General features: G+C 63.4%; 28 protein-coding genes. 7 read left to right on the top strand and 21 right to left on the bottom strand.

The genetic code is table 11. The annotated features are described in order from the left end of the window. Window positions 1-10 precede the first annotated feature (10 nt). From AC0VX3_RS23235 to AC0VX3_RS23215, 5 genes are all read right to left on the bottom strand, one after another. Window positions 11-727, bottom strand: coding sequence for an ABC transporter ATP-binding protein (locus tag AC0VX3_RS23235; RefSeq protein WP_475522510.1), 717 nt, complete (start codon window positions 725-727; stop codon window positions 11-13). Next, window positions 724-1,962, bottom strand: coding sequence for an ABC transporter permease (locus tag AC0VX3_RS23230; RefSeq protein ID WP_475522509.1), 1,239 nt, complete (start codon window positions 1,960-1,962; stop codon window positions 724-726). The genes AC0VX3_RS23235 and AC0VX3_RS23230 overlap by 4 nt, the downstream gene beginning before the upstream one ends. Next, the gene (locus AC0VX3_RS23225) at window positions 1,959-2,972 is read right to left on the bottom strand and encodes an efflux RND transporter periplasmic adaptor subunit (RefSeq protein WP_475522508.1); all 1,014 of its coding nucleotides are present in this window, start codon (window positions 2,970-2,972) and stop codon (window positions 1,959-1,961) included. Before AC0VX3_RS23225 ends, AC0VX3_RS23230 begins: the two co-directional genes overlap by 4 nt. 78 nt (window positions 2,973-3,050) lie before the next feature. After that, on the bottom strand, window positions 3,051-4,052 hold the full coding sequence (locus AC0VX3_RS23220) for an NADP-dependent oxidoreductase (RefSeq protein WP_475522507.1): 1,002 nt from the start codon (window positions 4,050-4,052) through the stop codon (window positions 3,051-3,053). Between the two features lie 37 nt (window positions 4,053-4,089). After that, window positions 4,090-4,314, bottom strand: a complete 225-nt coding sequence (locus tag AC0VX3_RS23215) for a SlyX family protein (RefSeq protein WP_475522506.1) — start codon at window positions 4,312-4,314, stop codon at window positions 4,090-4,092. Window positions 4,315-4,497: 183 nt separating this feature from the next. Here AC0VX3_RS23215 and AC0VX3_RS23210 point away from each other — a divergent pair, with 183 nt between their 5' ends. Both AC0VX3_RS23210 and AC0VX3_RS23205 read left to right on the top strand, forming a co-directional pair. After that, window positions 4,498-5,202, top strand: a complete 705-nt coding sequence (locus AC0VX3_RS23210) for a glutathione S-transferase N-terminal domain-containing protein (protein ID WP_475522505.1) — start codon at window positions 4,498-4,500, stop codon at window positions 5,200-5,202. Between the two features lie 301 nt (window positions 5,203-5,503). Further along, window positions 5,504-6,349: a transglutaminase-like domain-containing protein gene (locus tag AC0VX3_RS23205; RefSeq protein WP_342891090.1), complete on the top strand. Its 846-nt coding sequence runs from the start codon at window positions 5,504-5,506 to the stop codon at window positions 6,347-6,349. A gap of 34 nt (window positions 6,350-6,383) precedes the next feature. Here AC0VX3_RS23205 and AC0VX3_RS23200 read toward each other — a convergent pair whose 3' ends face one another. Further along, window positions 6,384-7,295: a hydrogen peroxide-inducible genes activator gene (locus AC0VX3_RS23200; protein ID WP_475522504.1), complete on the bottom strand. Its 912-nt coding sequence runs from the start codon at window positions 7,293-7,295 to the stop codon at window positions 6,384-6,386. A 104-nt stretch (window positions 7,296-7,399) separates the two neighbouring features. Here AC0VX3_RS23200 and AC0VX3_RS23195 point away from each other — a divergent pair, with 104 nt between their 5' ends. Then, entirely contained in the window at window positions 7,400-7,843 is a 444-nt protein-coding gene (locus AC0VX3_RS23195; RefSeq protein WP_475522503.1) for a Dps family protein, read from the top strand. 67 nt (window positions 7,844-7,910) lie between these two features. After that, on the top strand, window positions 7,911-8,783 hold the full coding sequence (locus AC0VX3_RS23190) for an MBL fold metallo-hydrolase (RefSeq protein WP_475522502.1): 873 nt from the start codon (window positions 7,911-7,913) through the stop codon (window positions 8,781-8,783). A 66-nt stretch (window positions 8,784-8,849) separates the two neighbouring features. Here the strand turns inward: AC0VX3_RS23190 and AC0VX3_RS23185 are convergent, their stop codons facing one another. From AC0VX3_RS23185 to AC0VX3_RS23160, 6 genes are all read right to left on the bottom strand, one after another. Then, window positions 8,850-9,095: an NnrT protein gene (locus tag AC0VX3_RS23185; RefSeq protein WP_342891086.1), complete on the bottom strand. Its 246-nt coding sequence runs from the start codon at window positions 9,093-9,095 to the stop codon at window positions 8,850-8,852. Continuing rightward, the gene (locus AC0VX3_RS23180) at window positions 9,092-9,280 is read right to left on the bottom strand and encodes a hypothetical protein (protein WP_475522501.1); all 189 of its coding nucleotides are present in this window, start codon (window positions 9,278-9,280) and stop codon (window positions 9,092-9,094) included. Before AC0VX3_RS23180 ends, AC0VX3_RS23185 begins: the two co-directional genes overlap by 4 nt. 1 nt (window position 9,281) lies before the next feature. Continuing rightward, on the bottom strand, window positions 9,282-11,204 hold the full coding sequence (locus AC0VX3_RS23175; RefSeq protein WP_475522500.1) for a nitric oxide reductase activation protein NorD: 1,923 nt from the start codon (window positions 11,202-11,204) through the stop codon (window positions 9,282-9,284). 12 nt (window positions 11,205-11,216) lie between these two features. Then, complete coding sequence (locus AC0VX3_RS23170) at window positions 11,217-12,026, bottom strand: AAA family ATPase (protein WP_475522499.1); 810 nt, start codon at window positions 12,024-12,026, stop codon at window positions 11,217-11,219. After that, window positions 12,023-13,378: a cbb3-type cytochrome c oxidase subunit I gene (locus AC0VX3_RS23165; protein ID WP_475522498.1), complete on the bottom strand. Its 1,356-nt coding sequence runs from the start codon at window positions 13,376-13,378 to the stop codon at window positions 12,023-12,025. The genes AC0VX3_RS23170 and AC0VX3_RS23165 overlap by 4 nt, the downstream gene beginning before the upstream one ends. A gap of 109 nt (window positions 13,379-13,487) precedes the next feature. Further along, complete coding sequence (locus AC0VX3_RS23160; RefSeq protein ID WP_342891081.1) at window positions 13,488-13,940, bottom strand: c-type cytochrome; 453 nt, start codon at window positions 13,938-13,940, stop codon at window positions 13,488-13,490. Window positions 13,941-14,039: 99 nt separating this feature from the next. Between AC0VX3_RS23160 and AC0VX3_RS23155 the strand changes: the two genes are divergently transcribed. Continuing rightward, complete coding sequence (locus tag AC0VX3_RS23155; RefSeq protein ID WP_475522497.1) at window positions 14,040-14,348, top strand: DUF1858 domain-containing protein; 309 nt, start codon at window positions 14,040-14,042, stop codon at window positions 14,346-14,348. Window positions 14,349-14,392: 44 nt separating this feature from the next. Here the strand turns inward: AC0VX3_RS23155 and AC0VX3_RS23150 are convergent, their stop codons facing one another. After that, complete coding sequence (locus AC0VX3_RS23150; RefSeq protein ID WP_475522496.1) at window positions 14,393-15,088, bottom strand: Crp/Fnr family transcriptional regulator; 696 nt, start codon at window positions 15,086-15,088, stop codon at window positions 14,393-14,395. Window positions 15,089-15,209: 121 nt separating this feature from the next. Between AC0VX3_RS23150 and AC0VX3_RS23145 the strand changes: the two genes are divergently transcribed. Then, entirely contained in the window at window positions 15,210-15,620 is a 411-nt protein-coding gene (locus AC0VX3_RS23145; protein WP_475522495.1) for a pseudoazurin, read from the top strand. 79 nt (window positions 15,621-15,699) lie between these two features. Then, complete coding sequence (locus AC0VX3_RS23140; RefSeq protein WP_475522494.1) at window positions 15,700-16,881, top strand: NnrS family protein; 1,182 nt, start codon at window positions 15,700-15,702, stop codon at window positions 16,879-16,881. Here the strand turns inward: AC0VX3_RS23140 and AC0VX3_RS23135 are convergent. From AC0VX3_RS23135 to AC0VX3_RS23100, 8 genes are all read right to left on the bottom strand, one after another. After that, the gene (locus AC0VX3_RS23135) at window positions 16,848-17,669 is read right to left on the bottom strand and encodes an SUMF1/EgtB/PvdO family nonheme iron enzyme (protein WP_475522493.1); all 822 of its coding nucleotides are present in this window, start codon (window positions 17,667-17,669) and stop codon (window positions 16,848-16,850) included. The two genes, AC0VX3_RS23140 and AC0VX3_RS23135, sit on opposite strands and share 34 nt — an antisense overlap. An 81-nt stretch (window positions 17,670-17,750) precedes the next feature. After that, window positions 17,751-18,899, bottom strand: a complete 1,149-nt coding sequence (gene nirK, locus AC0VX3_RS23130) for a copper-containing nitrite reductase (RefSeq protein WP_475522492.1) — start codon at window positions 18,897-18,899, stop codon at window positions 17,751-17,753. A 159-nt stretch (window positions 18,900-19,058) separates the two neighbouring features. Further along, window positions 19,059-20,060 (bottom strand): Gfo/Idh/MocA family protein, encoded by a 1,002-nt coding sequence (locus AC0VX3_RS23125; protein ID WP_475522491.1) that lies wholly within the window; start codon window positions 20,058-20,060, stop codon window positions 19,059-19,061. A 13-nt stretch (window positions 20,061-20,073) separates the two neighbouring features. After that, the gene (locus tag AC0VX3_RS23120) at window positions 20,074-20,838 is read right to left on the bottom strand and encodes a CDP-alcohol phosphatidyltransferase family protein (RefSeq protein WP_475522490.1); all 765 of its coding nucleotides are present in this window, start codon (window positions 20,836-20,838) and stop codon (window positions 20,074-20,076) included. 12 nt (window positions 20,839-20,850) lie between these two features. Next, on the bottom strand, window positions 20,851-21,687 hold the full coding sequence (locus AC0VX3_RS23115; protein ID WP_475522489.1) for a hypothetical protein: 837 nt from the start codon (window positions 21,685-21,687) through the stop codon (window positions 20,851-20,853). Further along, window positions 21,656-22,702 carry a bifunctional UDP-4-keto-pentose/UDP-xylose synthase gene (locus AC0VX3_RS23110; RefSeq protein ID WP_475522488.1) on the bottom strand — a complete coding sequence of 349 codons (1,047 nt, stop codon included), beginning with the start codon at window positions 22,700-22,702 and terminating at the stop codon, window positions 21,656-21,658. Before AC0VX3_RS23110 ends, AC0VX3_RS23115 begins: the two co-directional genes overlap by 32 nt. A 27-nt stretch (window positions 22,703-22,729) precedes the next feature. After that, window positions 22,730-23,905, bottom strand: coding sequence for a DegT/DnrJ/EryC1/StrS family aminotransferase (locus AC0VX3_RS23105; protein WP_475522487.1), 1,176 nt, complete (start codon window positions 23,903-23,905; stop codon window positions 22,730-22,732). Window positions 23,906-23,939: 34 nt separating this feature from the next. Continuing rightward, window positions 23,940-25,016 carry a fatty acid desaturase gene (locus AC0VX3_RS23100; RefSeq protein ID WP_475522486.1) on the bottom strand — a complete coding sequence of 359 codons (1,077 nt, stop codon included), beginning with the start codon at window positions 25,014-25,016 and terminating at the stop codon, window positions 23,940-23,942. Between the last annotated feature and the right edge of the window lie 180 nt (window positions 25,017-25,196).

The following is a 25,196-nucleotide window of genomic DNA, read 5'->3' as shown; positions in this document are numbered from 1 at the left end:
CGAGATGTTCCTACAGCCGCCGGTCATAGTCGATGCGTCCGTCCACCAGATGAATGCGCCGCTCCATTCGCGCGGCCAGATCCAGGTCGTGGGTGACGGCGACCACCGTGGTCTGTTCGGTCTCGACGATCTTTTGCAGGCTCTGGAAGACCTGTTCCGTGGACGCCGAATCCAGGCTGCCGGTCGGTTCGTCGGCGAGGATCAGGTCGGGCGCGTTGGCCAGGGAGCGGGCCACGGCGACGCGCTGGCGCTGACCGCCCGAGAGCTGCTCCGGCCGGCGGTGCAGGAAGTCCTTCAGGCCAAGCTCGGCCAGCAGGTCCGTGGCATGGTCGAGCTGCGCCTTTGGCGACAGCTTCCCGAGCCGCTGCATGGGGATCATCACGTTGTCGAGGGCGGTAAACTCCGGCAGAAGGAAGTGGAACTGGAAGACGAACCCGAGTTTTTCAAGGCGCAGGTGCGCAAGCTCGGCGGAAGACAGGTTATCGGTCCTCTGACCTTCGATCAGAACCTCGCCCCCGGTCGGCCGGTCAAGCAGGCCGAGCAGATAGAGCAGCGATGATTTTCCGGACCCCGATGGACCGGTGATCGCCACGAATTCCGCTTCGCCGATTTCGAAATCGACATCTTCCACCAGGGTGACCGGCACCACGGCGGGCAGGATACGGGTGAGCTTCCGCGCTTCCAGAAGCGGTGCTTTCACGCGTCCGGGGGCGGGCGGGCCGCTCATGTTGCCCCCCGGATGATGTCGACGGGATTGAGCCGGGCGGCCTTGCGTGCCGGAATGAAGCCGGCAACGGCGGAGGAAAACAGAGCCAGCAGGCAGGCGATGACGTAGTGCAGAGCGGAAAAGTGGATTGGCAGATGGGTCATTTCCACGTCGGTGGTGAACTCGAACCTGACGGTGGCAAGGTAGCTCGACAGCGCGAACCCGAGACCGGATCCGGCAATGGCCCCCAGCACGCCGATGACAAGGCCTTCCAGCACGAAGATCCGCTGGATGTCGCCTTCCGGAAACCCGAGCGACTTCAGGATGGCGATGTCCCGGGCCTTTTCGTGAACGATCGTGGAGACGATGTTGAAGATGCCGAACCCGGCGACCACGAGGATGGCGCCGACCACCGTGTACATGATCACGTTGCGTACGACGAAGGCCTCCATCAACCCTTCGTTGGCCTCCTCCCAGGACACGGCCTTGTAGCCAAGCTGGCGTTCGGCCCGTGCGGCGACGGCCCTGGCGTCCTGGATGTTTTTCAGGCGGATGGAAATGGAATTGATGATGTCGGGCTTTTCAAGAAGGATCTGGACTGCCTTCAGCGGCGCATAGGCAATGCCCTCGTCGCTTGTCGTGATCCCGGTATGAAACATGCCGACGATCTTGAAGCGCCTGGCGACACCGTTCGCGGAGGTCAGCGTGACCGTGTCTCCGATATCCGCGCCCAGCCGCTGTGCGGCCTTGTCCCCGATCACAAGGCCGTTCGCGGTTGCTTCCAGGTCCTCGAACGACCCCGAACGCATGTCCTCCCTGATCTTCGAGACGTCAAGTTCGCGCCGCGGCACCACACCGATCAGGGTCAGGCCGATGTCCTGTCCGCTGTAACGCAGCACGGCCTGGCCGCTCAACCGCTGTGCCATGGTGCCGCTGACCCAGTCGCGCAGCGAGGTTAGTGCCTCGGTCGGATTTCGGATGCCGCGCAGGTCTTCCTTCGGCCTCAGTCCATGAAATACCACCGCGTCATAGATCCGGCTGGCCGGTTGGGTCTCGGGAAAGCGCCGTTCGTCCAGGATCTCGACATTCGGGATGGCTTCGATGAGCGTTGACATGAAATCCCGCTGCGATCCTTCCATCAGGCTGGCCATGGCGACGGAAAAGCCGACCCCGAGCGCAACGCCGAGTGTGGAAACCACCGTCTGCCGCAGGCGGGTGCGCACATGCGTGGCCGCGATCCGGAGCAGCAGCATCATGACCTGTTGCCGTCCAGGGGCCTGACGATGTCGCCGTCGCCGAGGGCCGGATTGAACGGTACGACCACACGGTTGTTGTCACCCACGCCCTCCAGCACTTCGACGGACCGGGTGCCGCGAATGCCGGTCTTCAGCGTGACCACCGAGATCCGGTTGCCCTCGCCGACGATCTGGACACTGGACCCGTCGAACGCCGCCAGAGGCAGCAGCACGGCGCTGTTCTTTTCTTCCGTGACGATATTGATTTCCGCGGTCATGCCGATGCGCAGCGGCGTGTCTTCGGGCAGATCGAGATAGACACGATAGTTCTTCAGCACCGGATCGCCCTTGGGCGTGATCCGGGCGACGACCGCCGTCAGGTCCCGGTCCGGAAACGCATCCGCCCTGATGAGCGCCGTCTGACCGCTGGCGACCTTCGGAATGTCCTCCTCGTTGACCTCCGCCACCAGTTGAAGCGGCGCGGGCTGACCGATCCAGAACAGGATCTCTCCAGGTTCCGCGACCTCTCCGACAGAACCGTCCTGACGCAGGACCATTCCGTCCATCGGGGCGACGATGCGATAGTCGCGCAGGCGTTCGGTCTGGGCGGCGATCAGGGCGTTGACGCGGATCAGCTCGCTCTGCGCCTTGTCGTAGACCTGTTGGCTGACCACCCGCCGCTCAAGCAACTGCAGGGCGCGCTCCCTGTCGGACCGGGCAAGCGCCTGGCGGGCTTCCAGTTCGGCCAGGGTGGCCCTGGCATCACCGCTGTCAAGTTCGGCCAGTTCGTCCCCCTGGCTGACCTCCATGCCTTCGCAGCCACACAGGGTGACGATCCGCTTGCGGATGACGCTGGTCACCTTGGCCCAGCGGACCGGTTCGACCACCGCGGTCGCATAGACGATTTCCGCGGCCCGGCCCGTGACGGGCGTGGCGATCTCGACCTGGGAGGGGCGCTCGCTCCACCAGAGCCAGCCGGCAACGGCGGCGGCCACCAGCACGATCAGGGACAGGGGTTTCATAAAACGCATGGCATACCTTCAAGAGAGCTGCCGGAGCATACCCTCTTGAAGGCGACGCGTCAGGATCTGGATCAAATTCCAGGCGTGTCAGAGATCGGAAACCCGGACCACCAGTTTGCCGCTGTTGGTTCCCTCAAACAGCTTGTCGAGCACGGCAGGAGCGTTTTCCAGACCGTCCTCGATGTCGAGACGGTATTTCAGTTTGCCCTGCATCATCAACTTGCCGAGTTCCTGAAAGATCGCGGGAAAGCTTGCATAGTGGTCCGGCATCGCGAACCCCTTGATGGTCAGTCGCTTGCGGACGATGGCGGTCATGTCCGGCACGTCCTCGACCGGGCCGCCGTTGTAGACGGAGATGAACCCGCAGAAGACCATGCGGCCGAAGGGGGCCATGTTGCGCAGCGCGGCCTTGAACGGCTTGCCGCCGACATTCTCGAAATGCAGGTTGATGCCGTCCGGCGCGAAGGCCTTCAGGCCCTTGTCGAGGTCGTCCGTGCGGTAGTTGAGCGCGGCGTCGAAACCGAGTTCCTTCGTCAGCCAGTCGCATTTTTCCTGGGTGCCGGCAATTCCGATGACCCGCAGACCGAGGCTCTTGCCGATCTGGCCGACAAGGGAACCGACGGACCCGGCGGCGCCGGTGATGCACAGGGTTTCGCCGGCAGCGGCCCGACCTTCGGTGACCAGACCGTGATAGGCGGTTGCGCCGGGCAGGCCGAGCACGCCGATGTAATCCTCGATCTTTGCCAGCTTCGGCACGACCGTCAACTGGCCGGGCATAACGTCAAGGTACCGCGTCCAGCCGGTCATGCCGGTCACCCAGTCGCCGGGCTTGCAGGCGTCCGTCCTGCTTTCCTCGACCACGCCGACGCCGAGCGAGCGCATGGTCTCGCCGAGCTGAACCGGCGGAATATAGCTGTCCGTGCTCGGCGAGACCCAGCCGCGCATGGCCGGGTCGAGCGAAACATAGACGACCCGGACCCGGGCCTTGCCGTCCTGCAGCGGACCGAGATCTTCGTCGACTTTGGTGAAGTGGTCCGGCCCGAGCCGGCCTTCCGGACGTGCGGTCAGAGTGAAACGTTCATTGTGCATGGTAAGGCCTTTTCGCGGGCGGGTCGTGCCGGCGCGTTCAGTAATGCGGGGGTTTTTCGATCTGGTGGCCGGGCTGGGAATTTTCCATCAGCTCTTCGACCTGATCGGTCATGTTTGCCATGGCCCGGGTCATCCTGTCGATCTGCCGGGCCTGTTTGAACACCACCGTGTTGAGTTCCTCGATGGTGTTGACGGCATGGGCGAGGTCGACTTCGAGCTTTTCCAGCCGGGCTTCGTGCCGGGCTTCGTGATCGTCTGCCATGGAACTTCCTGAAACTGCTGCGGATAGGTTGATCGGAGGTGCCGGCAGGTATAGGCGCGTTGCCGCGAAAGCACAATTCCGCTCATCGCGCCGGTGGAAAGGACCTGAAAGCAACGCTCTTTGGTATGACTGCCGGCCTTGCCCGGATAAGCTCCCGGAACCAGATGACTTGGAGATCGCGACATGTCTGCCTTGAACGCCTTTGAAATCGCCCGCAAGTGGCCGGCGCAGTATCCCGACCGGATCCAGCTCTATTCCCTGCCGACGCCGAACGGTGTCAAGGTCTCCGCGATGCTGGAGGAAACCGGCCTGCCCTATGAAGCCCACAAGGTGGATTTCGCAACGGGCGACCAGAGGAGCCCGGAATTTCTGTCGCTCAATCCCAACAACAAGATCCCGGCGATGATCGATCCTGACGGGCCGGGCGGCAAGCCGCTGCCTTTGTGGGAATCCGGCGCCATGCTGATCTATCTGGGTGAGAAATCCGGACGGCTGTTGCCGGCTGACCCGGCCCGCAAGGCCGAAACGATGCAATGGTTGATGTGGCAGATGGGCGGTCTCGGGCCGATGGCCGGCCAGCTCGGCTTCTTTCACAAGTTCGCGGGCCGTGACTATGAGGACCGCCGCCCGTTCGAGCGCTACCGCGACGAGGTCAAACGGCTGATCGGGGTTCTGGACCGGCACCTGGACGACCGGGATTTCATCATCGGCCCCGACTATACCATCGCCGACATTGCCTGCTGGCCGTGGCTCCGCAATCTCGGCGGCTTTTATGAGGCGGGCGAAGTCCTTGGCCTGCCGGATTTCAGGAACGTGATGCGCTGGCTGGACACGTGCCTGAGCCGCGCGGCCAGCGAACGGGCGGTCAATATTCCACCCAGGGATTGAGCGGTAGCGGGCCCGGAGAGGAAACCGGCTGCGGGCCTTGCTGCCCTGACCAACGGAGGCCGGTGGTTCGATTTGTGAGACCGTGAGGGAACCTGGGGCGGGGCCTGGGCGTTCACTGAGGCTTGCACCAGTGGCGGCCAGACGGACAACGCTATCGGTCTCCTGAATTCAGTCCCCAGAATGCAGCCTCACGAATGTGGTGCATTTGAATTTTGGATACGGCAAGATCCGGATGGCCCTGCCTGTTTTGATGGGCACGACGTTGGCCGGCAAGCACTTGTAACTTCTTTGGAGCACTATCATGCGTATGCGACTGGGGTGCCGGCTGACTTTCGATCTTCCCGCACCGACACCAATGATCTTGTTGCTCAACGTCCATTATTCGCGCGCGAGCGATCTGGAACGGCCGGACCTTCTGGTAACCGACCCACCGGTCGCAATCGAGGCCTATCGTGACAGTTTCGGCAACTGGTGCAGCAGGGTGGTCGCGCCCGCCGGCCTGATGACGATCTCGACCGACGGGGTGATCAGGGATGACGGGCGTCCCGACCCGGCCGATCAATCTGCCGAGCAAATTCCGGTGGAGCTGCTGCCGGCAGAAGCCCTGGCCTATCTGCTCCCGAGCCGGTACTGCGAGACCGATGTCCTTTCGGACTTCGCCTGGGCGCAATTCAACCATGAGCCCCAGGGTTGGCCGCGTGTTCAGGCGGTCTGCGATTTCGTGCACGAAAAAATCCGTTTCGGGTACGAACATTCGCGCCCGACCCGGACGGCCGTGGAGGCGCTGAATGAAGGCGTGGGTGTCTGCAGGGACTACACCCATCTGGCAATTACCCTGTGCCGGTGCCTCAATATCCCTGCACGCTACTGTACGGGATATGTCAGCGATATCGGTCAGCCCATGCCGCATTCGGCCATGGATTTCGCCGCCTGGATGGAGGTCTATCTCGGCGGCAGATGGTGGGTTTTCGATCCGCGCAACAACGACACCCGGTTTGGCCGTGTCCTTATTGCCCAGGGCCGGGACGCCGCCGACGTGCCCCTGACCCACAGTTTCGGCCGCCACGAACTGAAAGGGTTCGAAGTGTGGATTGACGAAGTCGGGGAGGCCGATGAGCCCTCCGCCAGACTGCAACAGGCGCTCTGAACGAACCTGCCTGTGTCCCGGCGGCGGGAGGGCTTCAGGACCGGAGTGAAGCAGCGCGGATCTGGTTTCTCCGCGCCGCTTTCAGGGCCTCGCCAAGCTGGAGAAAAACGGTCTTTCGGGCCGACCCGGGGCGCCAGGCCAGTGCGATCCGGCGCGGGCAGGCGCGGGGCAGGGGGGTCAGCTTGATCGTGCCTTCCGGGACGATGCCCGCATCGATCGCCAATTCGGGAAGAAGGGTGATGCCCAGCCCCTCCGATACCATGGAAATCAGGGTCGTCAGGCTGGTCGCCGAAAAACTCTCGTCCTGCTCCAGATGTCGGTTCGGCAACGCCTTCAGGGCATGGCGCTGCAAGCAATGGCCCTTTTCCAGCAGCATCAGCCGGCTGCTGGTCTCCAGCACGTCCTCGCCGAGAACGGGAGCCGGGGCATTGCCGGGTGTTGCCAGCATATAGCCGTCCTCGAACAGGGGAGCGATCTCCAACGACCCGGTCTCGAACGGCAGGGCGATCAGGATCAGGTCCAGCCTGCCCTGGCCCAGTCCCTCGATCAGGCTTTCGGTGAGCTCCTCGCGCAGGAACAGCTTCAGTTTGGGGAAACGGGTCCGGACGAGCGGCAGCGCGGCGGGAATGAGATAGGGGCCGACCGTCGGTATCGACCCGAAGCGCAGCTCGCCTTCACCCGGGTTGCGGTGTGCCTTGGCGAGCGTTTCGATCGCTGCCGCTTCCACAAGAACCGACCGCGCGCGCCTGGCAACGTCTTCGCCGAGAGCCGTCAGCATGACGCTCTGACGGGTGCGTTCGAAAAGCTGCGCGCCGAGCCGGTCCTCGAGTTCCTTGATGCCTGCGCTCAAGGTCGGTTGCGTTACCGAACACCGCTCGGCCGCGCGCGAGAAATTGAGCGTGTCGGAGAGCGTGACGAGGAACCGCAGCTGACGCAGAGTGATCATTATTGAAAATCTCTATAACAATAAGTGTTATTATCAATTTCAAATGGCCGAGGCAAGCTCTTATGTTCAGCTTGTCGAAACGAGTTACCGAAAGGATCAGTCGGATGACCGCCATACAGCAAGCCAATATCGATGCTCTGAAAAATGTTCTGGGTCAGACGTTCCGGCTCTACGTGCAGACGCACGGCTACCATTGGAATGTCGAGGGGCCGGGCTTCCGCCAGTTGCATGCCGTCTTCGAGGAGCAATACCGCAATCTGTGGGACGCACTCGACGAGATCGCCGAACGCATCCGTGCCCTGGGAGCCTATGCTCCCGGTTCCGTGTCCGATCTGATGGCGCTCGCCGGTGAAGAAGCGGCCGCTCCGCAGTCGGCGGACGACATGGTGGCCAAATTGATCGCGGCGCATGACAGGATCGCTGCTGTCCTGCGGGAAGCAATCGCAACAGCCGGCGAAGCCGGTGACGAGGTCTCCACCGGTCTGTTGACCGACAGGCTGGCGTGGCACGAGAAGGAACTGTGGATGATGAAGGCCGGATCGCGTTGATCCGGTCTGCCGTAGAAGTCGATAGCCAGGGTGCCGATCGTCATGGTGCCCAGACAGGGAACTGCCCGTGTCAAATCCAATTGTAAAATCCTTCTGGGATGAGATCACGGGCAGCTGGCAATATGTCTTCCATGACCCGGAGACGATGCAAGGTGCGGTTGTCGATCCTGTCCTTGACTATGATCCCCTGTCCGGCGCGACGGGCACGGCCAATGCCGAACGGCTTCTGGCCTATGTCGAACAGGCGGGGATCGAGCTTGTCTGGATCCTCGACACGCACCCGCATGCCGACCACTTCTCGGCCGGGCCGTTTCTGAAGTCCAAAACCGGCGCGGCGACGGCGATCGGAGCCAGGGTGACGGATGTGCAGAAGTTGTGGCAGGAGATCTATCACCTGCCCGATGACTTTCGCACGGACGGGCATCAATGGGACCGGCTATTCGACAGCGGCGAGCAATTCATGGTCGGGACCGTTCCGGTCACGGTGATTTTCTCGCCGGGTCACACACTGGCGTCGATCACCTATCTGGCGGGCGATGCCGCCTTCGTGCATGACACGCTGATGATGCCGGACAGCGGCTCGAGCCGGGCCGATTTCCCGGGCGGCAGTTCGAAGGCGCTGTTTGCCAGCATTCAGGAAATTCTCGCCCTGCCCGATGAAACCCGCGTGTTCGTGGGCCACGATTACGCGCCGGCCGGTCGCGAGGCCGCGTGCGAGGCAACGGTTGCCGAGCACAAGGCGTCGAACATCCATTTCCGTGATCATCCGGGCGAGACGGACTATTGCGCCGTGCGGGATGCCCGCGACAGCACGTTGCCCCTGCCCAGGCTGATGCTCGCCGCGCTGCAGGTAAACATCCGTGGCGGGCGGCTGCCCGAAGTTGAAACCAACGGCCGCTCCTACCTCAAGATACCGCTGAATTATTTTCAGCCGCGTTAGGTCAAGACGACGCCCGGGCTGGCCTCGCAGGAGGCAAGGCTTGTTGAAGAGCGGTCGCCGGCCCGCTCAGCCGGAGGCATCGGCTTTTTCCATCAGCGATCTGATGTGCCGGGCGAACGCCCAGGTGGCGGGCAGGCCCAGGATCAGCCCACCGGCGACGGCCTCCCAGGGGGTCAATACCCGCCAGCCGACCCAGCTGAGGATCAGCGACGCGAAGAACAGGTTGACCGCGGCGGCTCCGGCACCGAACGGATAGAGCGCGGCAAGCAGTTTCCAGCCCGGCCGGAAAGCCGGCTCGAAAAGCGTTCTCATCTTCGCGCGACCAGCCAATGCACCGCGGCCAGCGCCAGCAGAAGCCCGATCGAGGCCGCGAAAAACCACATCTCGGCGGTTGCCGTTTGCGGATTGGGGATCGGCCGCTGGACCCCGGCGGCAAGGGCCTGGGCCGGAACCGCCAGCGATGTCCCCAGGGCGGCAAGAACGGAAAAGATGCGCATGTCAGGTCTCCTGTACCAGTGAACGATAAATGTCGGGAAGCGCCCGGGTCAGACGCGCCGGGTCCGGCAGAAGCGTGAAGCCGGCCCGGTTGAAGATCCGGGCGAACCAGTCCTGGCCGTCGGCATCGATGATGACCGCGTGCACCGCCTGGGCCTGCATGCGTGCCTCGCGGACGGCCATGCGGCTGTCCTCTATTCCGTGCATGCCTTCATAGTGATCGAGATCGTTCGGCTTGCCGTCGGTCAGCACCAGCAGCAGCTTGCGCGCCGCGCTCTCCCTGGCCAGTTGCGCCGAGACATGGCGAATGGCCGTGCCCAGCCGCGTGTAATGTCCGGGACGCAGGCCGGCGATGCGGGAGGTCACGAGTTCCGACATGGGGGCGTCGAACCGCTTGCAGCGCGTTAGGAACACCCGGTCGCGGCGCAGGGACGAGAACCCCCAGATACCGAAGCGATCCCCGGCCGCATCGATGCCCCCGGCCAGCGCCATCAACGCCTCCCGCGCCGTGTCGATCACGGAACGGGTCCCGATGACGGCCTCCGTCGATCGTGAGCAGTCCATCAGCACGGCAACGCAAAGATCCCGTTCGGTGACACGCAAGCTTTGATAGATCCGGTCGCTGCCGGCGCCCGTGGCGCGCAGGCAAACCTGGGCGGCAATCAGCGCATCGAGATCCAGTTCCGCGCCCTCGATCTGGCGCGGGCGCAGGATACGGCGCGGATGTAAGGTCTCGAATTGACGGCGGACGCGGGCGACCAGACGCGGATCGGCGACAATGCGTTGCGCCGCATCGGCCGTTGCGTCGACTTCCAGCACGCGGCAATGGTCGGGCATGTAGCTGCGGGAGCGGTGGTTCCATTCCGGGTAGGTGCTCTGGTCCGACAGGCGTTCGTGGTCGGCGTCCTGGGGAGCGAGATCCAGATGCAGGCGCAGCCGGGTCGCGGCGCGCTTGTTGTTCTGCGACAGGGTGATGTGATCCTGGTCTTCGGCCGCCTTCTGGGCATTGTCCTGATCGTCGTCGTCGACCGAGCGGTTGAGGTTCATGCTTTCGACCCAGCTCAGGATCGCCTCGAAACGGTGGATGATGAAGCTGTCCTTGCGGTTGGCCTGCTCACGTTCTTCCCGAATACCGACTTTCCGCGTCGTCGTGGCCAGTCCGGGAGGGGCCGTTCCGGGGTCCTGTTCGGCGGCCGCCTTGCCGGGTTCACCGCGCTCCAGCCGCAACCAGATCGGCACCGGTGCGACCGGCGCATAGCCGCGCGGCGCCCGCAGCGTTCCGGCCCGATACCGGTGCATCAGATCGCCGGCAGCTTCCGTGAGCAGAACCGGTTCGCCCAGATGCCGGCGCGTCAGCTCCTCGACCAGGGCCTCGGTGCCGCCACTGGTGTGGGATACGCGCGTCTCCAGAAGAGAGGCGCGCAACGCCGCATGTGGCCGCTCCAGTCCCGGACAGGCCTTCAGGACACGAGCCGTCACCGCCTCCATCGCCGCCAGATGGTGCAGATCCGCGACCAGGGGGTCCGCAGGCGCTTCCGGGTCGCTCAGTCCGGCGCTGCAGCCCGCCATCGCGGCCAGCCAGAGATAGGCGGCGCGGTTCAGGTCCGGGGCGGGAAAAACATCCATCACCGGTGGCAGCCGCAGGCGTTCGCCATCGAAACCGGCAATATGTTCCAGTTGCCGCGTGTCGCCAATCGTGCGCGCCACGCCACGACGGTGGCGCGACGGCTTGGCCGCCGCCGCCCCGATCTCGGCGCCGCCGGCACCGCCAAGCGCCCGGAACAGGACCGCAAGGCTGACGCGGACCGAGTCCAGGGAAACCGCACACGCCTCGTAGCCTTCGGGCGCGGCCATATGGCTTGCCCAGTTGTGCCAGAGATTGCCGACGGTTTCCTCGGGTTCCATCAGGTCCAGCGGGCGGATCATGGCGGCTTCTTTCTACCCGTAGACCGCGGCGATCAGATCGCGCAGGGCCTGTTGCACATCCGGCTCGTCCGTCAGCGGTTCGATCACCGCCGATTCCAGCGCCTGTTCAAGCGGCATGCCGCCGGCAATCAGCGTCGCGGCATAAATCAGCAGGCGCGTGGAGACGCCTTCCTCCAGATCCATTCCCGACAGGGCCCGCACATGGCCGGCAAGCCGCACCAGCAGGGCGGTCCGGTTTTCCTCCAGCCCGCTTTCGCGTGACACGACCGCGGTTTCGGTCGCCGGATCGGGGAAACCGAAGCCGATCGACAGGAACCGTTGCCGGGTCGAGGGTTTCAGACGCTTGAGGATATTCTGGTAGCCGGGGTTGTAGCTTGCCACCAGCATGAAGCCGGCCGGGGCCGCCAGTTCCTCGCCGGTCCGGTCGATCAGCAACCGGCGGCGGTTGTCGGTCAGCGGATGCAGCACCACGGTCACATCCTTGCGCGCCTCGACCACCTCGTCGAGATAGCAGATCGCGCCTTCGCGCACCGCCCGGGTCAGGGGCCCGTCGACCCAGTCCGTCTCGCCGCCGCGCAGAAGGTAGCGGCCAATCAGGTCGGCCGCCGAAAGGTCGTCATGACAGGCGACCGTGTAGAGCGGACGGCCGAGCCTGGCCGCCATATGCTCCACGAACCGTGTCTTGCCGCAGCCGGTCGGCCCCTTCAGCAAAAGGGGCAGACCGTTGGCGTGGGCCGTCTCGAAGAGGGCGCATTCGTTGCCGACCGGAGAATAGAACGGGATATCCTGCTCGGCCGCGATGCCGCTCATATGCGCGTTCATGCCCGCTCTCCTTCCGGCAGCACATTCACTCTGCCCGGTTCGACAATCTCGCGCCGGACAACCAGTTGGCTGTAGATGAACAGCAGGGCTCCGATCACCACCGCCACACCTGCACCGAAGCGCATGATGTAGAAGATTTCGAGCTGGTCCTGCACGTCCATGTAGTAGTCGCCGACGACCCGCTGCATGTGGGTCTGGATGGTGCCGGCGAAGGTCAGCACGAAGGTCATGAAGGCCATGCCGCCGGTCATCAGCCAGAAACTGGCCATGTTGAGCACCTGGTTGTAGGGCTCGCGGCCGCGCAGCATCGGCATCGCGTAGGTGAACATCGCCAGGTTCAGGGCGACATAGGCGCCATAGAAGGACAGATGCCCGTGCGCCGCCGTCACCTGGGTGCCATGGGTGTAATAGTTCACACCGTGCAGCGTGTGCAGGAACCCCCAGACGCCGGCGCCGAAGAAGGCGACCGTCGCGGATCCCAGCGACCACAGCAGCGCCGCCTTGTTGGGATGATTGCGCCGGCCTTTCCAGACCATCAGGAAGGCGAAGCTCATCATGGCGAAGAACGGAACGACCTCGAAGGTCGAGAAGATCGAACCGACCCATTGCCAGTACTGGGGCAGGCCGATCCAGTAGAAATGGTGGCCGGTGCCCAGAATGCCGGAAAACAGGGCCGTGGCGACGATCACATAGAGCCACTTCTCGATCACCTCGCGGTCGACGCCGGTCAGCTTCAGCATCAGGAATGCCAGGATCGAGGCCATCACCAGTTCCCAGGTGCCTTCGACCCACAGATGAACGATGAACCACCAGTACATCTTGTCGAGGCTGAGGTTCGCCGGATTGATGAAGGCGAAGATCCACAGCAGCGACAGCATCCACAGGCCGGTCAGCAACACGTTGGTGATCGCGGTCTTGCGTCCGGCAAGCACCGTCAGCGAGATGTTGATCAGGAAGATTACCGCCGCCACCAGGATACCGAACTTGACCCACAGGGGCTGTTCCAGGAATTCGCGCCCGCCGTGAATGCCGACAAGATAGCTTGCGACCGCGCCCAGCGTGCCGACGACAAGGATGATCAGCTGCAGATAGGCCAGCTTGACCGAATAGATCTCCCGTTCGCTTTCTTCCGGCACGAGGTAATAAGCCGCCCCGAAGAACCCCAGAAGAAGCCAGACAATCAGCGCGTTGGTGTGGATCATGCGAATGATGTTGAACGGCAGAAGCTCGGACAACGTGTTGGGGGAAATGTAGACCCAGCCGGCCAGCAGGCCGCCGGCCACCTGAATTCCGAACAGCCCCATGGCCGCCAGGAAGTAGGCATATGCGACTTTTTGCGATTGATATTTCATGAGTTTTCTCCCTTGAAGCATTGGCCGTTCAAGAAACGCCGATGCGCCAACACTTGGAAATCGATCAGTTTGAGAGCGACAAGCCGTACCCGTCGTGTCGTCGGCTGATCTAACCCGCGTCGTTCGGCGGCCAGTTCTGGGTGTCGGTCTGGTCGGCCCAGCGCAGGAATTCGGCCAGGCCGCGCATTTCTTCCTCATTGATGTCGAAATGCGGCATCTGGCGGCGGCCCTCCACGCCGGACGGTTGCGCCTGCATCCAGCCATCGAGAATTTCGTAGGCCGCCTCGGGATCGTCCAGGACATCCCAGCGCGTCATCACATTGCCCAGCTCGGGTGCGAAATAGGCGCCTTCGCCATGCAGCGTATGACAGTTGATGCAACTGTGACGCTCCCAGACTTCCTTGCCGAGCTTGACCTCTTCGCTCAGCGGCATGCCCGCGGTCGATACGGCCACCACATAGCGGTGGCTGTGAATTGTCATGGCCACGAAAACGACTATGAAGAACAGGGATCCCCCATAAAAAACGTTTCTGGCCCGCGACTTGGTTAGGATCTCTGACATGGTGCCGAACCTGATCTTTGTTGCGGAAGCAATCGGATTACCGCGATCCGAAACGGGCGATGTTGTCGCAGCACAAAGAAGGCGGAGAATTCGCGTGTCATGAAGGAGGCATTCGCCGCCGGGACCTGGGGCTCCCGGTCCTCTTTGAACAGCAAGCTCCGGGGCGCTTCGAATTGCACGGGGTATCGTGCCATGCACCGATCGAACATCGACGATCCGGATCTGACGCTGACCAGTCTGTTCGAGCTCTGGCCGGAAACCCCCGCCGTATTCCTTCGGCACAGGATGCTCTGTTTCGGATGTCCGATCGCACCGTTTCACACGGTCATCGATGCCTGCAGGGAATACGGTCTGGACGAACAGGCCTTTCGCGCGGAGCTTCGGGCGGCGGTGAAGCAGGTGGGGTAATGATCGCGGGGCCCGGACCAAAAGGTCGATTCACGCGTGGAGGCTCAGCCCGCGGCGCCGCTCAGCAGGACCAGTTGATGGGGCCGGGTCACGACAATGTGGCGCCGGGTGCTCTCCACGATGCCCTGTTTCTGCCAGGCGCTCAGCACCCGACTGACCGTGTGCAAAGTGGTCCCGGTCATTTCCGAAATGTTCTGGCGGGTCACCGGAAAGCCGATTTCGATGCCGTTGTCGACTTTCGTGCCGGACTGGTTGACCATTCTCAGAAGCGCCGAGGCAAGCCTCTGTTCCACCGCCTGGGTCGCCAGCTCGGCGAGCTGCGCCTGGACTTCCGCAAGCCGGTCGCCGACGACCTTGTAGGTCTCCGAAGCGAAGCCGTCGTAGTTCGCAACGAACTCATCCCACAGACGCACCGGCCAGGACAATGCCAGCGTCTCGGCGGCGGTCAGCGCGGTCGCCGGATAGGTCTCGCGTCCCAGGGCCGGCGCGATGCCGAACAACTGCCCCGGTGCGATATGCATGGCAATGATGGTTTCTCCGCCGGGCGTGGTCTTCTGCACACGGATATAGCCGTCGAGCAGAAGATAGAAGCGCTCGGCGACCATTCCCTGGGAGAACACCGTCACGCCCTCGTCGAACCGCTTCGAGACGGCGAGATCGAGGATTTCACGGATTTGTCTTTTCTCAAGACGCCGGAACGGCGGGACACCCACCAGAAGACTTTCGTCGATTTTCGTCACGCGTCGTACCGGAGTTTGTTGCAGCACAAAGTCTATCCGCGGTGACTAAAGCATAACGGCGCCACAGAAAACACACCGGAAACGAAGAAAGGGATTTCCGATGCTACGTAGAACTCTCGCAGTGGCTTCAGCTCTCGCCCTGATGACGGCGTCCGCATTTGCGGAAACCCATGAAGTCAAGATGCTCAACAAGGGCGAAACCGGGTCCATGGTGTTCGAACCGGCCTATGTTGCGGCGGAGCCTGGAGACACGGTCACCTTCGTTTCCGTCGACAAGGGACACAATGCCGAGGGCATCAAGGGCATGCTCCCGGACGGGGTTACGCCTTTCAAGAGCAAGATGAGCAAGGACTTCTCGCTCGTCGTCGAGGCCGAAGGTCTCTACGGCATCAAGTGCACCCCCCACTACGGCATGGGCATGGTCGCGTTGATCCAGGTCGGAGAAGCCGTCAACCTCGATGCGGCCAGCGCGGTCAAGCAGCGGGGCAAGGCCAAGAAGCGCTTCGTCGAGATCTTCGCCCAGGTCAAGTAACCGGCTAACATGTTGAACTCCAGCAGGGGCGGTGCCGGCAACGGTCACCGCCCCTGTCTGTCAGGACCAGGGCACTGCCATGACACGACCCAATCGGAACTCCTATGACGGACCGGCCCTTTTCAGCTACGGCTTCCGGCCCTTTTTTCTTGCTGCATCCCTGTTCGCGATCGCGGCCATCCTGATCTGGATGCTGGCCCTGGAGGGGGAGCTGGCGCTGGGCGGTCCGTTCACGCCATCGGACTGGCACAGCCACGAGATGCTGTTCGGCTATGCGTCGGCGGTCATCGCGGGCTTTCTGTTCACCGCGATCCCGAACTGGACGGGTCGGATGCCGAAACAGGGCTGGCCCCTGGTCCTGCTGCTGGTTCTGTGGATCGCCGGCCGGCTTGCCTGCGCGGGTCTCTTCGGGCTTGGCGCCGTGCTGGTGATGCTGCTCGATACCGGGTTTCTGGCGGCAATCGCAGCCATGGTGATCGTGGAAATCATCGCCGGCCGCAACTGGCGCAACCTGATGGTGATGGTGCCGGTCCTGCTCCTGCTCGTCGCGAACCTGGGGTTTCATCTCGAAGCACTGGCCTTCGGCGGTGCCGATGTCGGCCGCCGGCTCGGCCTCGCGGTGGTGATCTTCCTGGTCACGCTGATCGGCGGGCGCATCATTCCAAGTTTCACCCGCAACTGGCTGGTCAAACGCACTCCGGCACATCTGCCGGCCCCGGCCAGCCGCTTCGACGCGATCAGCCTTGTCGTCGGAGCGGCCGCGTTGCTGGCATGGGCATTTCATCCCCATGGCGGGCCGGTGGGCGGATTGCTGCTGGCGGCCGCCGCGCTGCATTTCATTCGCCTGAGCCGCTGGCAAGGCGCCCGCACGGGCGCGTCACCGCTGCTGCTGATGCTGCATGTCGCCTATGGCTTCGTGCCGCTTGGCCTCGCGGCGACCGCAGCCGCTTCCGTCGATCTTCTGCCGGTCGCGGCGGGTGTCCACCTGCTCGGCATCGGCGCCATCGGCGGCATGACCATCTCGGTGATGATGCGCGCGTCCCTGGGACACACCGGCCACGCGCTTGTCGCCGGACCGGTCCTGACGGCCGCCGCCGCGATGGTCTTCCTGGCGGCCCTGATCCGGGTCCTTGCCCCGGACATGTTCTTTTCCGGTGTCAGCGGACTCTGGATCGCGGCCCTGCTGTGGGCCGCGGGCTTCTCGGTGTTCACCCTGCGCATCGGCCCCTATCTGGCCCGCACCAGCCGGAAGCCGACATAATCCGCCGGAAGGCCGGCGGCACAGCCGCCGACCTTCGGGTTGCGCACCAGGTCGACGATGATCGCGCGGTGCTTGCCTTCCGCGATATGGGCACCGCAATATTCCTGCTGCCGGACAGGCGCCAGCCCCTCTTCCGTCAGATCCGAGTTCGCCACGCAGGTGGTGGTCCATTCCCAGACGTTGCCGGCAATGTCGGCCACGCCGTGAGAATTCTCTCCGAAGGTGCCGAGCGGCTGCGGCTCGGCGGCGATGTCGCCGCGTGACGCGACATTGCGCGCATAGGCCGCGAGCCAGCGCTGCGCCGGATCGTCCTCGTCCTCGGCAACGATTTCTTCCTCGAAAAAACGCTCGGCTGCCGCGCGCTGCCACTCCCGGTCGTCGGGAAGGCGCCAGTTCTGCCGGGTCTTGCGGGAAAACCAGGCGGCGTAGGCGGTGGCGTCATACCAGTTGACTTCAGTTTGCGGCAACGCGGCCCCCGCGCCGCCACTTTGCGGCGGGGTTGAGGCCTGACATGCCCCCTCGGTGACGCAAGCGGCATATTCGGCACGGCTGACCTGGTATTTCATGATCTCCAGGGGATGCTCCGCCACCGGCGATTCCAGGGGTGCGTCGACCAGCTTGCCATAGAAGCGATAGGTCCCGGCCGGACGATAGGTGAAGGCCCCCGGCGCAATCACGACGGTTTCCGGCAGGTCGGTGAGTGCGGGCCGTGTCAAGGTCCAGGCGGTCACGGCGACGGCTGTGGCAGTGACCGCCAGCGCCGCGCCGGCAAGCAGTCGGGATGTCATCTCGGGCTCCTTTCACATCGCAAAAGGGGGCAGCCGCTGAACGGCCGCCCCCGATTGCCGAGTTCGCACTTCTTGCCGTGCTTAAGGCAGCGCAGTCTTGCCCTCGAAGGCGACGTCATATTCGGTCGGAGCGACGAGTTGTTCCATCAGGTCGTTGTTCCATTCCCCCTCGACCAGCACATGCGCCGTGGCGCCGAGATTGACCGCCTCGATGAGATTGTGGTTCACGTAGGCGTAGACGCCCGGCTGCAGAAACTCGTAGAGCGCTGCCCCAGCGGAGCCGCCGCGGATAAACCAGGTTTCCAGGTCACGGGAAGGCGGATTGTTGAACTTGCCGAGTTCCCAGACCAGATCGCCGTGGCCGCCGATCAGGTGCGGGCGTGAATCGCGGTTTGCCTGACTGTGGACGAACAATACCCGTTCGCCCTGATTGGCCGTCAGCGCGCCTTCGCCGGTCAGCGCGCCGACCTTGCCGTTGAACACCACATGACTGGGGATCAGCCCGTTCATCACTTCGAGCGTATCGGCATAACTGTCGCCGGCATCCTCGAAACGCATGTAGTCGCCGGCTTCGTCCTTCGGAATGTAGAAGTCGTTCTCTCCGATATAGTAGACGCGGTCGTAAGCGACCGGCGCGCCGTTGTGATCGCTCAGCCCCTTGCGCGGCAGCACCATGATGGCGCCGGACATGCCGGATACGACGTGCCAGGGGATCATCGGGCCACCCGGTGCGCAGTGATAGACGAAGGTTCCGGCCCGGGTCGCCTTGAACCGCAGCTTGGTCTTTTCGCCCGGATTGACCAGCGTCAGGGACCCACCGCCAAGTGCGCCCGTGGCCGCATGAAAGTCGATATTGTGCTGCATGGTGTTGTCGGGACCGTTGAACAGTGTCAGCTCGACATAATCGCCCTCATGGACCACCATCAGCGGCCCCGGCACCGACCCGTTGAAGGTCATTGCCTGGAGATAGGCATCGTCGGCCACCTGGACTTCCTTCTCGACGATCTTCATCTCGAATTCGACGATCCGCGGCTCAGCAGGGGCGATCTGATCATGGTCATGGACGAAAGGCGGCGCCACCAGCTTGTGCTTGATGCGTTCGAGACCGGACAGGTCGGTGGGCGGGGCCATGGATGTATCCATGATTTCCTCACTCTGTACCGTCTTCACGATGAAAGGGCTGGCGGCAACGCCGGCTGCCCCCATCAATGCGGCTCTGCGCGTCAACATCTGTCTCTCCTTCGGGTTGTCGAACTGTCCCGAAGAATTTAGCAAATGCCGGTACGGCGACGTTGTTCCAGCACAAGGTTGAAGGAGGCAAACCCTGTGCGCCGGCCTGTTCCGGCAGCTCACGGCGGGGGCACCGGCGTCCCGGAGACGGGCATCCGTTCAGGGCAAACCGATCGCGATGGTCCGGTGGCTTGCCGCCGAGGCGGCGACGGCTTCCGCGATCATGACATCGGCCACAAATTCGGCGGGAGTGTTGCGGCATGACCCGGTGCCATCGATCGCGTCGAGAAAGCACTGCGCCTGGGCCAGAAAAGGCCTGTCCCCGGTGAAAACCTCCTGCGTGACCTTGCCACCCGAATGGACCTGCAGCGACCCCGGCCCCTCGTCGGAGGGAAACACGTGCAACTCCCCCCCGGTTCCCAGAAAGATGACATGCCACGCGGCATCCTCGTCCGGGGAACCGGAGCGCACGTAACCGGCCGTGAGGGTGCACAAGACCTCGTCTGGGAACAGCAGCCCGGCAACGCAGGTCTCTTCGCGAACCAGTCCGGGCCCGGTGTGTTTCTTGCGGTTGGCGAAAGCCGACACATGGAGCGGATGGCCCAGCAGTCCGCGCAGCGGGTTGAGGAAGGCGTAGGTCATGTGCGTCAGGGGCATGCCGCCACTGTTGGTCTGATCGTAATACCAGCTGGCGGGATCGGCCGCGAACAGGGCCACGGCCCGCACCGCGATGAGTGTGCCGATCTCGCCTGAATGCAATCGGCGGCGGGCGCTTTCCCAGACGGCCTTGTAGCGGGCTTCATAGCCGGCCTCCACGATCGAGCCTTGCGCGGCGGCCCGTTCCGCGATCCTGCGCGCTTCCCCGGCCGAATTCGCGGGACTTCCGCCGATCAGCACATGCGCGCCCGTTTCCAGCGCCCAGCGGACCACATCCTCCTGAACCAGATGGGGGGTTTCCACGAGCACCACATCCGGCGCGCAGGAACTCAACCGCCGAAAATCGTCAAAACAGGTATTGCAGCCATACTGGTGCGCGAAGGCTTGCGCGCTCGACAGACGCCGGGCCGCGACACCGCACAGCATCACCCGCTGCGTCTCCAGAAAGGCCTGGGTCCGGACATGCGCCATCCGGCCGGCCCCGACTACGGCGAGCCGTTTCATGGCCGCGCGCCTTTCAAGGTTGAAGGGACGCCGTCCGTCCCTCGGTTTTCGATGCCTGGACGGTGGCGAGCACGCTGAAGACAGCCATATAGACCATCACGCCCGACGAAAGCGCCAGCACCGGGTAGACCGGTTCGGGAAACGCATACAGCAGGAACAGATTGCACCCGGCCCACAGCGCCACCAGCGCCAGGTTCAGCCGGCGAAGCCGGACAGTGCGTGTCGGATAGATGAACTTGACCGGCACGAAATGGAGAATGCAGAACCCCGCGACGACAAGGCCATTGCCCCAGTGCGGCAGGTTCAGGAAAAACAGGTAGAACACCACGATGCTCCACATGGCCGGGAAACCGCGAAAGTAGAAGTCGTCCGTCATCGCCTCGAGATTGGCATAATGGTAGCATGATACCAGCAAAACGGCACCGGCGGCCGGCATGCGCAGGGGCTCGGGCAGCAGGCTGGAGGCAAGCAGGAAATACGCCGGAATGAAGACGATGTTGAGAAAGTCGATCACGTAATCCAGCATGCGTCCGTCGATCGAGGGAAGCACCTCCTTGACGCGGGCCGCCCGTGCCAGAGACCCGTCGACGGCGTCGATCAGATAGGCCGCGAACAGCCACACCAGCGCCTCGCGGAACCGGCCCGCGTGGATCGCCTGCACGGCCAGCAGGCCTAGGACGGCTCCCGAGGCCGTGAACGCGTGAACCGACCAGGCAAGCACGCGCTGCATCGGAGCGGCGGCGGCAGGGGCGGAATGTGACGGGACGCGGGTTTCCATGGTCGGTCGGCTCTATCGTTGCGCGGAGGTCAGGGCGACGGCCTGGTCGAGCCAGGGCCGTGGATGCTGTTCGAACAGGTCCGGCGCGTAAGTGCGCGCCGTGGTGTCGAACAACCACCCATCGGTGCGGACGATGCCCTGGTCCGTTGAAAAGAGGGCTTCCGCGTCTTCCGGACAGCCTGCGTAATTCTGGACGAACAGCTTCTTGCATTCCTCGGGATCGGCTTCCTTGACCCAGTGGTGCAGGGTCGGGTGCTGGACGATGGTGTGGTCGTTCTTCCAAAGTCCGCGCGCGATCCCGGCCGGGCGGGTGCGGTCTTCATATTCCAGCGCTACCTTGTTGAGCTTCACGTCGAGCGCGGCGACCGCCGCATGGAACGCCAGTTCGTCACAGATATCGTTAGGCCAGCGGATATAGGCCGTGCCGGGAAGCGTCTCCATCTGCCACTGGTCGATGACGCGGATCCAGGCATCCAGCCAGGCAAGGCACGAAGTATCGGCCATGACGGTGCCGGTGTTGTAGGTGATCCAGAACGGTTGGGCCGGCTGGCGCACAGAGACCAGCGGCGGCTGCCAGGATGCGGGCAGGGGACGGACGATCCGGCACTCGACATCCAGAAACAGGACCGTCCCGTGGTCCAGGACGCCCTGTCTGATGATGCGTGGATGATTGCACCAGGCCTGGACAAGGTCGGGATAGGTCCGGTCGATCTCGTAGAGGTGAAACGGGTATCCCAACCGGCGGCAGTCCTGGCGCAACCCGTCAGCCAGATACTTGTAATCTCCGGTGCACCAGCTGATGACGGTGACCATCGGGTCAGGGGCCGGCGGTGTATTCGGTGCGGGCAAGGGCGCGGTCCTTCATGTAATGGCCGATGGTGCACTCCAGCGCCTCCTGGATCCCCACCCTGGGCCGCCATCCCAGTGCCGCCGTGAGGGCGGCGATGTCCGGTCTCCTGCGGGACACATCCTGATAGCCCGGGCCGTAAAAGACCCCGGCGCTGACCGGCTGCAGCGCAAGACCGGTCATGAGGTCCTCATAGCCCGGGTAGCCCGAGACGATCCGGCCCATATGATCGGCCAGTTCGGCGATCGTGCAGACATTGTCCGGGTTGCCGATGTTGAAGATCCGGTTGTCGGCGACACCGTCGGGATTTTCCGCGATCCGCATCAGGGCATCGATGCCGTCGCTGATATAGGTGAACGACCGGCTTTGCTGTCCGCCTTCCACCAGCGGGACCGGCTCGCGCCGAAGCATGTGACCCAGGAACTGGGTGACGACACGCGAGCTGCCGGGTTCATCGTTCCGGGTGTCGTCCTGGTTGGGACCGATCCAGTTGAACGGGCGGAAAATGGTGAAGCGCAGACCTTCAGTCCGGTAGGCCCAGATGATGCGGTCGAGCATCTGCTTGGCACTGGCATAGATCCAGCGCTCCTTGGAGGTCGGACCGAAGACCATCGGGCTGGTCTCCTCGTTGAAGGTCTCGTCGGCACACATGCCGTAGACCTCCGAGGTCGACGGGAAGATCACCCGCGTGTCGTGATGCAGGCACATGCGGACAATGCGCAGGTTCTCCTCGAACACCAGTTCGAACACCCGTATCGGCTCGAGAACGTAGCGGCGCGGCTGCGCGATGGCGACCAGCGGGAAGACGATGTCAGACCGGGCGATCTGCTGATCGATCCAGGGACGCTCCCGGTGAATGTCGCCCTGACGGAATTCGAAGCGCGGATGGCCCAGAAGCGGCGTCAGCCGGTCGCTCGTCAGGTCGATGCCGGACAACGTCCAGTCTGTTTCTTCCAGAATGCGGCGGGCCAGTGCATGCCCGATAAACCCGTTTACGCCCAAAATATGAATGTGCATTCTTGTGACCTGTAACGAATGAATAGCCTACGCTCGGTAACGCTGAACGACACGTTCGAGCGCGGTGATGACATCGTCCTGATCCGCATCCGTCATCGAGGGATACAGCGGCAGTGACAGGATCCGGGATCCGGCATCTGCGGCACACGGACAGTCTTCCGGGCGCAGATGATACTTGTTGCGGTAATAGGGCTGGGTATGGAGTGGCGGAAAGTGCAGGCCTGCGCCGATATTGGCGCGCGCCAGCTCGTCGAGCACTTCATTGCGGCCGATGCGCAACGCGCCCTGTTCGATGCGCACGATGTACAAATGCCAGGCATGGTGATGGACATAGGGCACCGGGGCGAGCGGGGTTATTTCCGGCAGCGCCTGCAGCAAGGCCGTGTAGCGTGCGGCAAGCTGTGCGCGCCGGCGGTTGAAACCGTCGAGCTTGGGCAATTGCCGGAGACCGAGGGCGGCCTGCATGTCGGGCATGTTGTACTTGTAGCCCGGTTCGATGATTTCATATTCGGGCGCGCCCTTGCGGTTGTACCGCGACCAGGCGTCCTTGGTGACGCCGTGAAAGCGCAGCAGGCGCAACCGCTCGGCCAGGGCGTCGTCGTTCAGGACCACCATGCCGCCTTCGCCGGTGGTGATGTTCTTGATCGGATGAAAGCTGAAAATGGCCATGTGCCCGTCGGAGCCGATTTCCCGGTCCTGATACCGGGTGCCGAGGGCGTGCGCCGCGTCTTCCACCAGTGTCACGCCGGTGCCCTCGACAAGCCGGCGCAAGGCCGTCAGGTCGCAGGGCGCACCGGCAAAATGCACCGGGATGACCGCGCGGGTGCGGGACGTGATCCGGCGGGCCACGTCTTCGGGGTCAACCTGCAGCGTCTCGGGAAGAACGTCCGCGAAGACGGCGCGGGCCCCCAGAAGTTCGACCATGTTGGCGCAGGACGCCCACGTGATGGCGGGAACGATCACCTCGTCGCCCGGACCGATGCCGAGCGCATGGGCCGCGATATGCCACCCCGCGGACGCCGAAGTCACCGCGATAGCATGCGCCACCCCCAGACGCTCCCGGAACAGCGCTTCGAATTGTGCCGTGCGGGGCCCGGTCGTGATCCAGCCGGAGCGCACACATGCGACCAGTTCCTCGATTTCCTCGTCCCCGAGGACGGGCTGGGAAAAGGGCAAGAATGTTGCGCGAACCTGCTCGATCACCGCGGTGGGGCTCCTTGATCGGGAAAAGAGGGCCTCACTGTTCCGGCGCGTTGCGGACAGCATGGTGGAACAGATCCCATTGGGGGTCGAAAATGAATGCCCGGATCAGCTTCCAGCGCGAGGTGAAGGCATGCAGCGGTTCATAAAACTCCGGCGCAATCCGGCTGACGCTGGGCAGCCGGCTCCAGGGGATCCCCGGAAAGTCGTGATGCTCGTTGTGACAGCCGAAATTGCATTCGAGGATGTTGGACGGTCCGGTGAAGTTGTTTGTCTCCTGGCCGTCCTCGACCATCAGGTGCTCCTGCAGCACGCGCGCACCAAGCGGGTGCAGGCTGAAGGCGAAGAAAAAAGACAGGAACAGGTAGAGCAGCGGACCGGGGCCGAGCAACCAGACGATCACAACGTCGACGGCAAGCTGGACGACGACGTTGATCGTCATCCATTTGGTGAAAAAGGGAGCGCTGCCGGAAAATTTCATAGTCCGGAACGCCTGGAAGACGACAAAGAATGTCAGCCAGACGGCCTTGCGCCAGGCGCTGTTGCCCACCCACCTGGCCTCCCATCGGGTTGGTATGCCGACATCCTGCCGGTAATCGCCCATATTGGCGTGGTGCCAGTAATGATAGCGCCGGAACGATTCCGCGCTGACGATCACGAGCGGCGTGTTCGCCAGGATGGCGACGATCCTGTTGGCGTTCCGCGTCCGGAAGATCAGCCCGTGGGCGGCATCGTGAATGAGCGCGTACAGTGACGCTGAAACATAGGCGCCGACACAGTAGGCGGCAGCCGCAAGCAGCCAGACCGGCGCGTCCCGCAGCAGGAAGGCCATTGAAAAATGCAGCGCCACGAGGCCGGCCACCAGCAACGCGGATCTGGGTTCGGGACCGAACAGCTGCCGGATTTCCGGATGCGCGCTCAGGATCTGCTTGCGTCTCTGCTTGTGCGGGTCCGAACAGTCGATCCTGACGAAGTCGGCCTGGATGTTCGGCACGGCGGTCATCGCGGCGCGGCTGTCTGGAGGCGCGGCAGCGCCACGGCAGGGGCGCGGGGCAATGGTTGATGACGGTGAGGCCCACCGTTTTTCAGAGTGTTTGAACGTCTGGTCAACCATGTCGCTCCTGCTGGTGATTTCACGACAGTGTGTCGGATCACATTTGCGGGGAGAGGTTGTGAAAGCAGGCGCGTCCGGTCGCTGCGATCACGTTCAGCCCCCTGAACGAGAAACCCTAAGGTTGCACACTAACAAAAATACACCGCAATTCAACTCTCAACCCATGGCAGGCATTCAATG

The organism is Roseibium sp. QJM3NY_11, assembly GCF_056173175.1.
The sequence above is the reverse complement of the archived record's forward strand: the minus strand, read 5'-3'. Positions and strand labels throughout refer to the sequence as shown.

What these genes read in the sequence shown, in the direction of transcription:
- AC0VX3_RS23205 (WP_342891090.1), top strand. Translation starts at nt 5,504, where the DNA reads ATGCGTATGCGACTGGGGTGCCGGCTGACTTTCGATCTTCCCGCACCG.
- AC0VX3_RS23220 (WP_475522507.1), bottom strand. Translation starts at nt 4,052, where the DNA reads ATGCACAATGAACGTTTCACTCTGACCGCACGTCCGGAAGGCCGGCTC.
- AC0VX3_RS23215 (WP_475522506.1), bottom strand. Translation starts at nt 4,314, where the DNA reads ATGGCAGACGATCACGAAGCCCGGCACGAAGCCCGGCTGGAAAAGCTC.
- AC0VX3_RS23160 (WP_342891081.1), bottom strand. Translation starts at nt 13,940, where the DNA reads ATGTCAGAGATCCTAACCAAGTCGCGGGCCAGAAACGTTTTTTATGGG.
- AC0VX3_RS23230 (WP_475522509.1), bottom strand. Translation starts at nt 1,962, where the DNA reads ATGATGCTGCTGCTCCGGATCGCGGCCACGCATGTGCGCACCCGCCTG.
- AC0VX3_RS23210 (WP_475522505.1), top strand. Translation starts at nt 4,498, where the DNA reads ATGTCTGCCTTGAACGCCTTTGAAATCGCCCGCAAGTGGCCGGCGCAG.
- AC0VX3_RS23175 (WP_475522500.1), bottom strand. Translation starts at nt 11,204, where the DNA reads ATGATCCGCCCGCTGGACCTGATGGAACCCGAGGAAACCGTCGGCAAT.
- AC0VX3_RS23125 (WP_475522491.1), bottom strand. Translation starts at nt 20,060, where the DNA reads ATGAAACGGCTCGCCGTAGTCGGGGCCGGCCGGATGGCGCATGTCCGG.
- AC0VX3_RS23155 (WP_475522497.1), top strand. Translation starts at nt 14,040, where the DNA reads ATGAAGGAGGCATTCGCCGCCGGGACCTGGGGCTCCCGGTCCTCTTTG.
- AC0VX3_RS23120 (WP_475522490.1), bottom strand. Translation starts at nt 20,838, where the DNA reads ATGGAAACCCGCGTCCCGTCACATTCCGCCCCTGCCGCCGCCGCTCCG.
- AC0VX3_RS23180 (WP_475522501.1), bottom strand. Translation starts at nt 9,280, where the DNA reads ATGCGCATCTTTTCCGTTCTTGCCGCCCTGGGGACATCGCTGGCGGTT.
- AC0VX3_RS23225 (WP_475522508.1), bottom strand. Translation starts at nt 2,972, where the DNA reads ATGCGTTTTATGAAACCCCTGTCCCTGATCGTGCTGGTGGCCGCCGCC.
- AC0VX3_RS23110 (WP_475522488.1), bottom strand. Translation starts at nt 22,702, where the DNA reads ATGCACATTCATATTTTGGGCGTAAACGGGTTTATCGGGCATGCACTG.
- AC0VX3_RS23195 (WP_475522503.1), top strand. Translation starts at nt 7,400, where the DNA reads ATGACCGCCATACAGCAAGCCAATATCGATGCTCTGAAAAATGTTCTG.
- AC0VX3_RS23165 (WP_475522498.1), bottom strand. Translation starts at nt 13,378, where the DNA reads ATGAAATATCAATCGCAAAAAGTCGCATATGCCTACTTCCTGGCGGCC.
- AC0VX3_RS23100 (WP_475522486.1), bottom strand. Translation starts at nt 25,016, where the DNA reads ATGGTTGACCAGACGTTCAAACACTCTGAAAAACGGTGGGCCTCACCG.
- nirK (WP_475522492.1), bottom strand. Translation starts at nt 18,899, where the DNA reads ATGTTGACGCGCAGAGCCGCATTGATGGGGGCAGCCGGCGTTGCCGCC.
- AC0VX3_RS23200 (WP_475522504.1), bottom strand. Translation starts at nt 7,295, where the DNA reads ATGATCACTCTGCGTCAGCTGCGGTTCCTCGTCACGCTCTCCGACACG.
- AC0VX3_RS23135 (WP_475522493.1), bottom strand. Translation starts at nt 17,669, where the DNA reads ATGACATCCCGACTGCTTGCCGGCGCGGCGCTGGCGGTCACTGCCACA.
- AC0VX3_RS23140 (WP_475522494.1), top strand. Translation starts at nt 15,700, where the DNA reads ATGACACGACCCAATCGGAACTCCTATGACGGACCGGCCCTTTTCAGC.
- AC0VX3_RS23235 (WP_475522510.1), bottom strand. Translation starts at nt 727, where the DNA reads ATGAGCGGCCCGCCCGCCCCCGGACGCGTGAAAGCACCGCTTCTGGAA.
- AC0VX3_RS23185 (WP_342891086.1), bottom strand. Translation starts at nt 9,095, where the DNA reads ATGAGAACGCTTTTCGAGCCGGCTTTCCGGCCGGGCTGGAAACTGCTT.
- AC0VX3_RS23170 (WP_475522499.1), bottom strand. Translation starts at nt 12,026, where the DNA reads ATGAACGCGCATATGAGCGGCATCGCGGCCGAGCAGGATATCCCGTTC.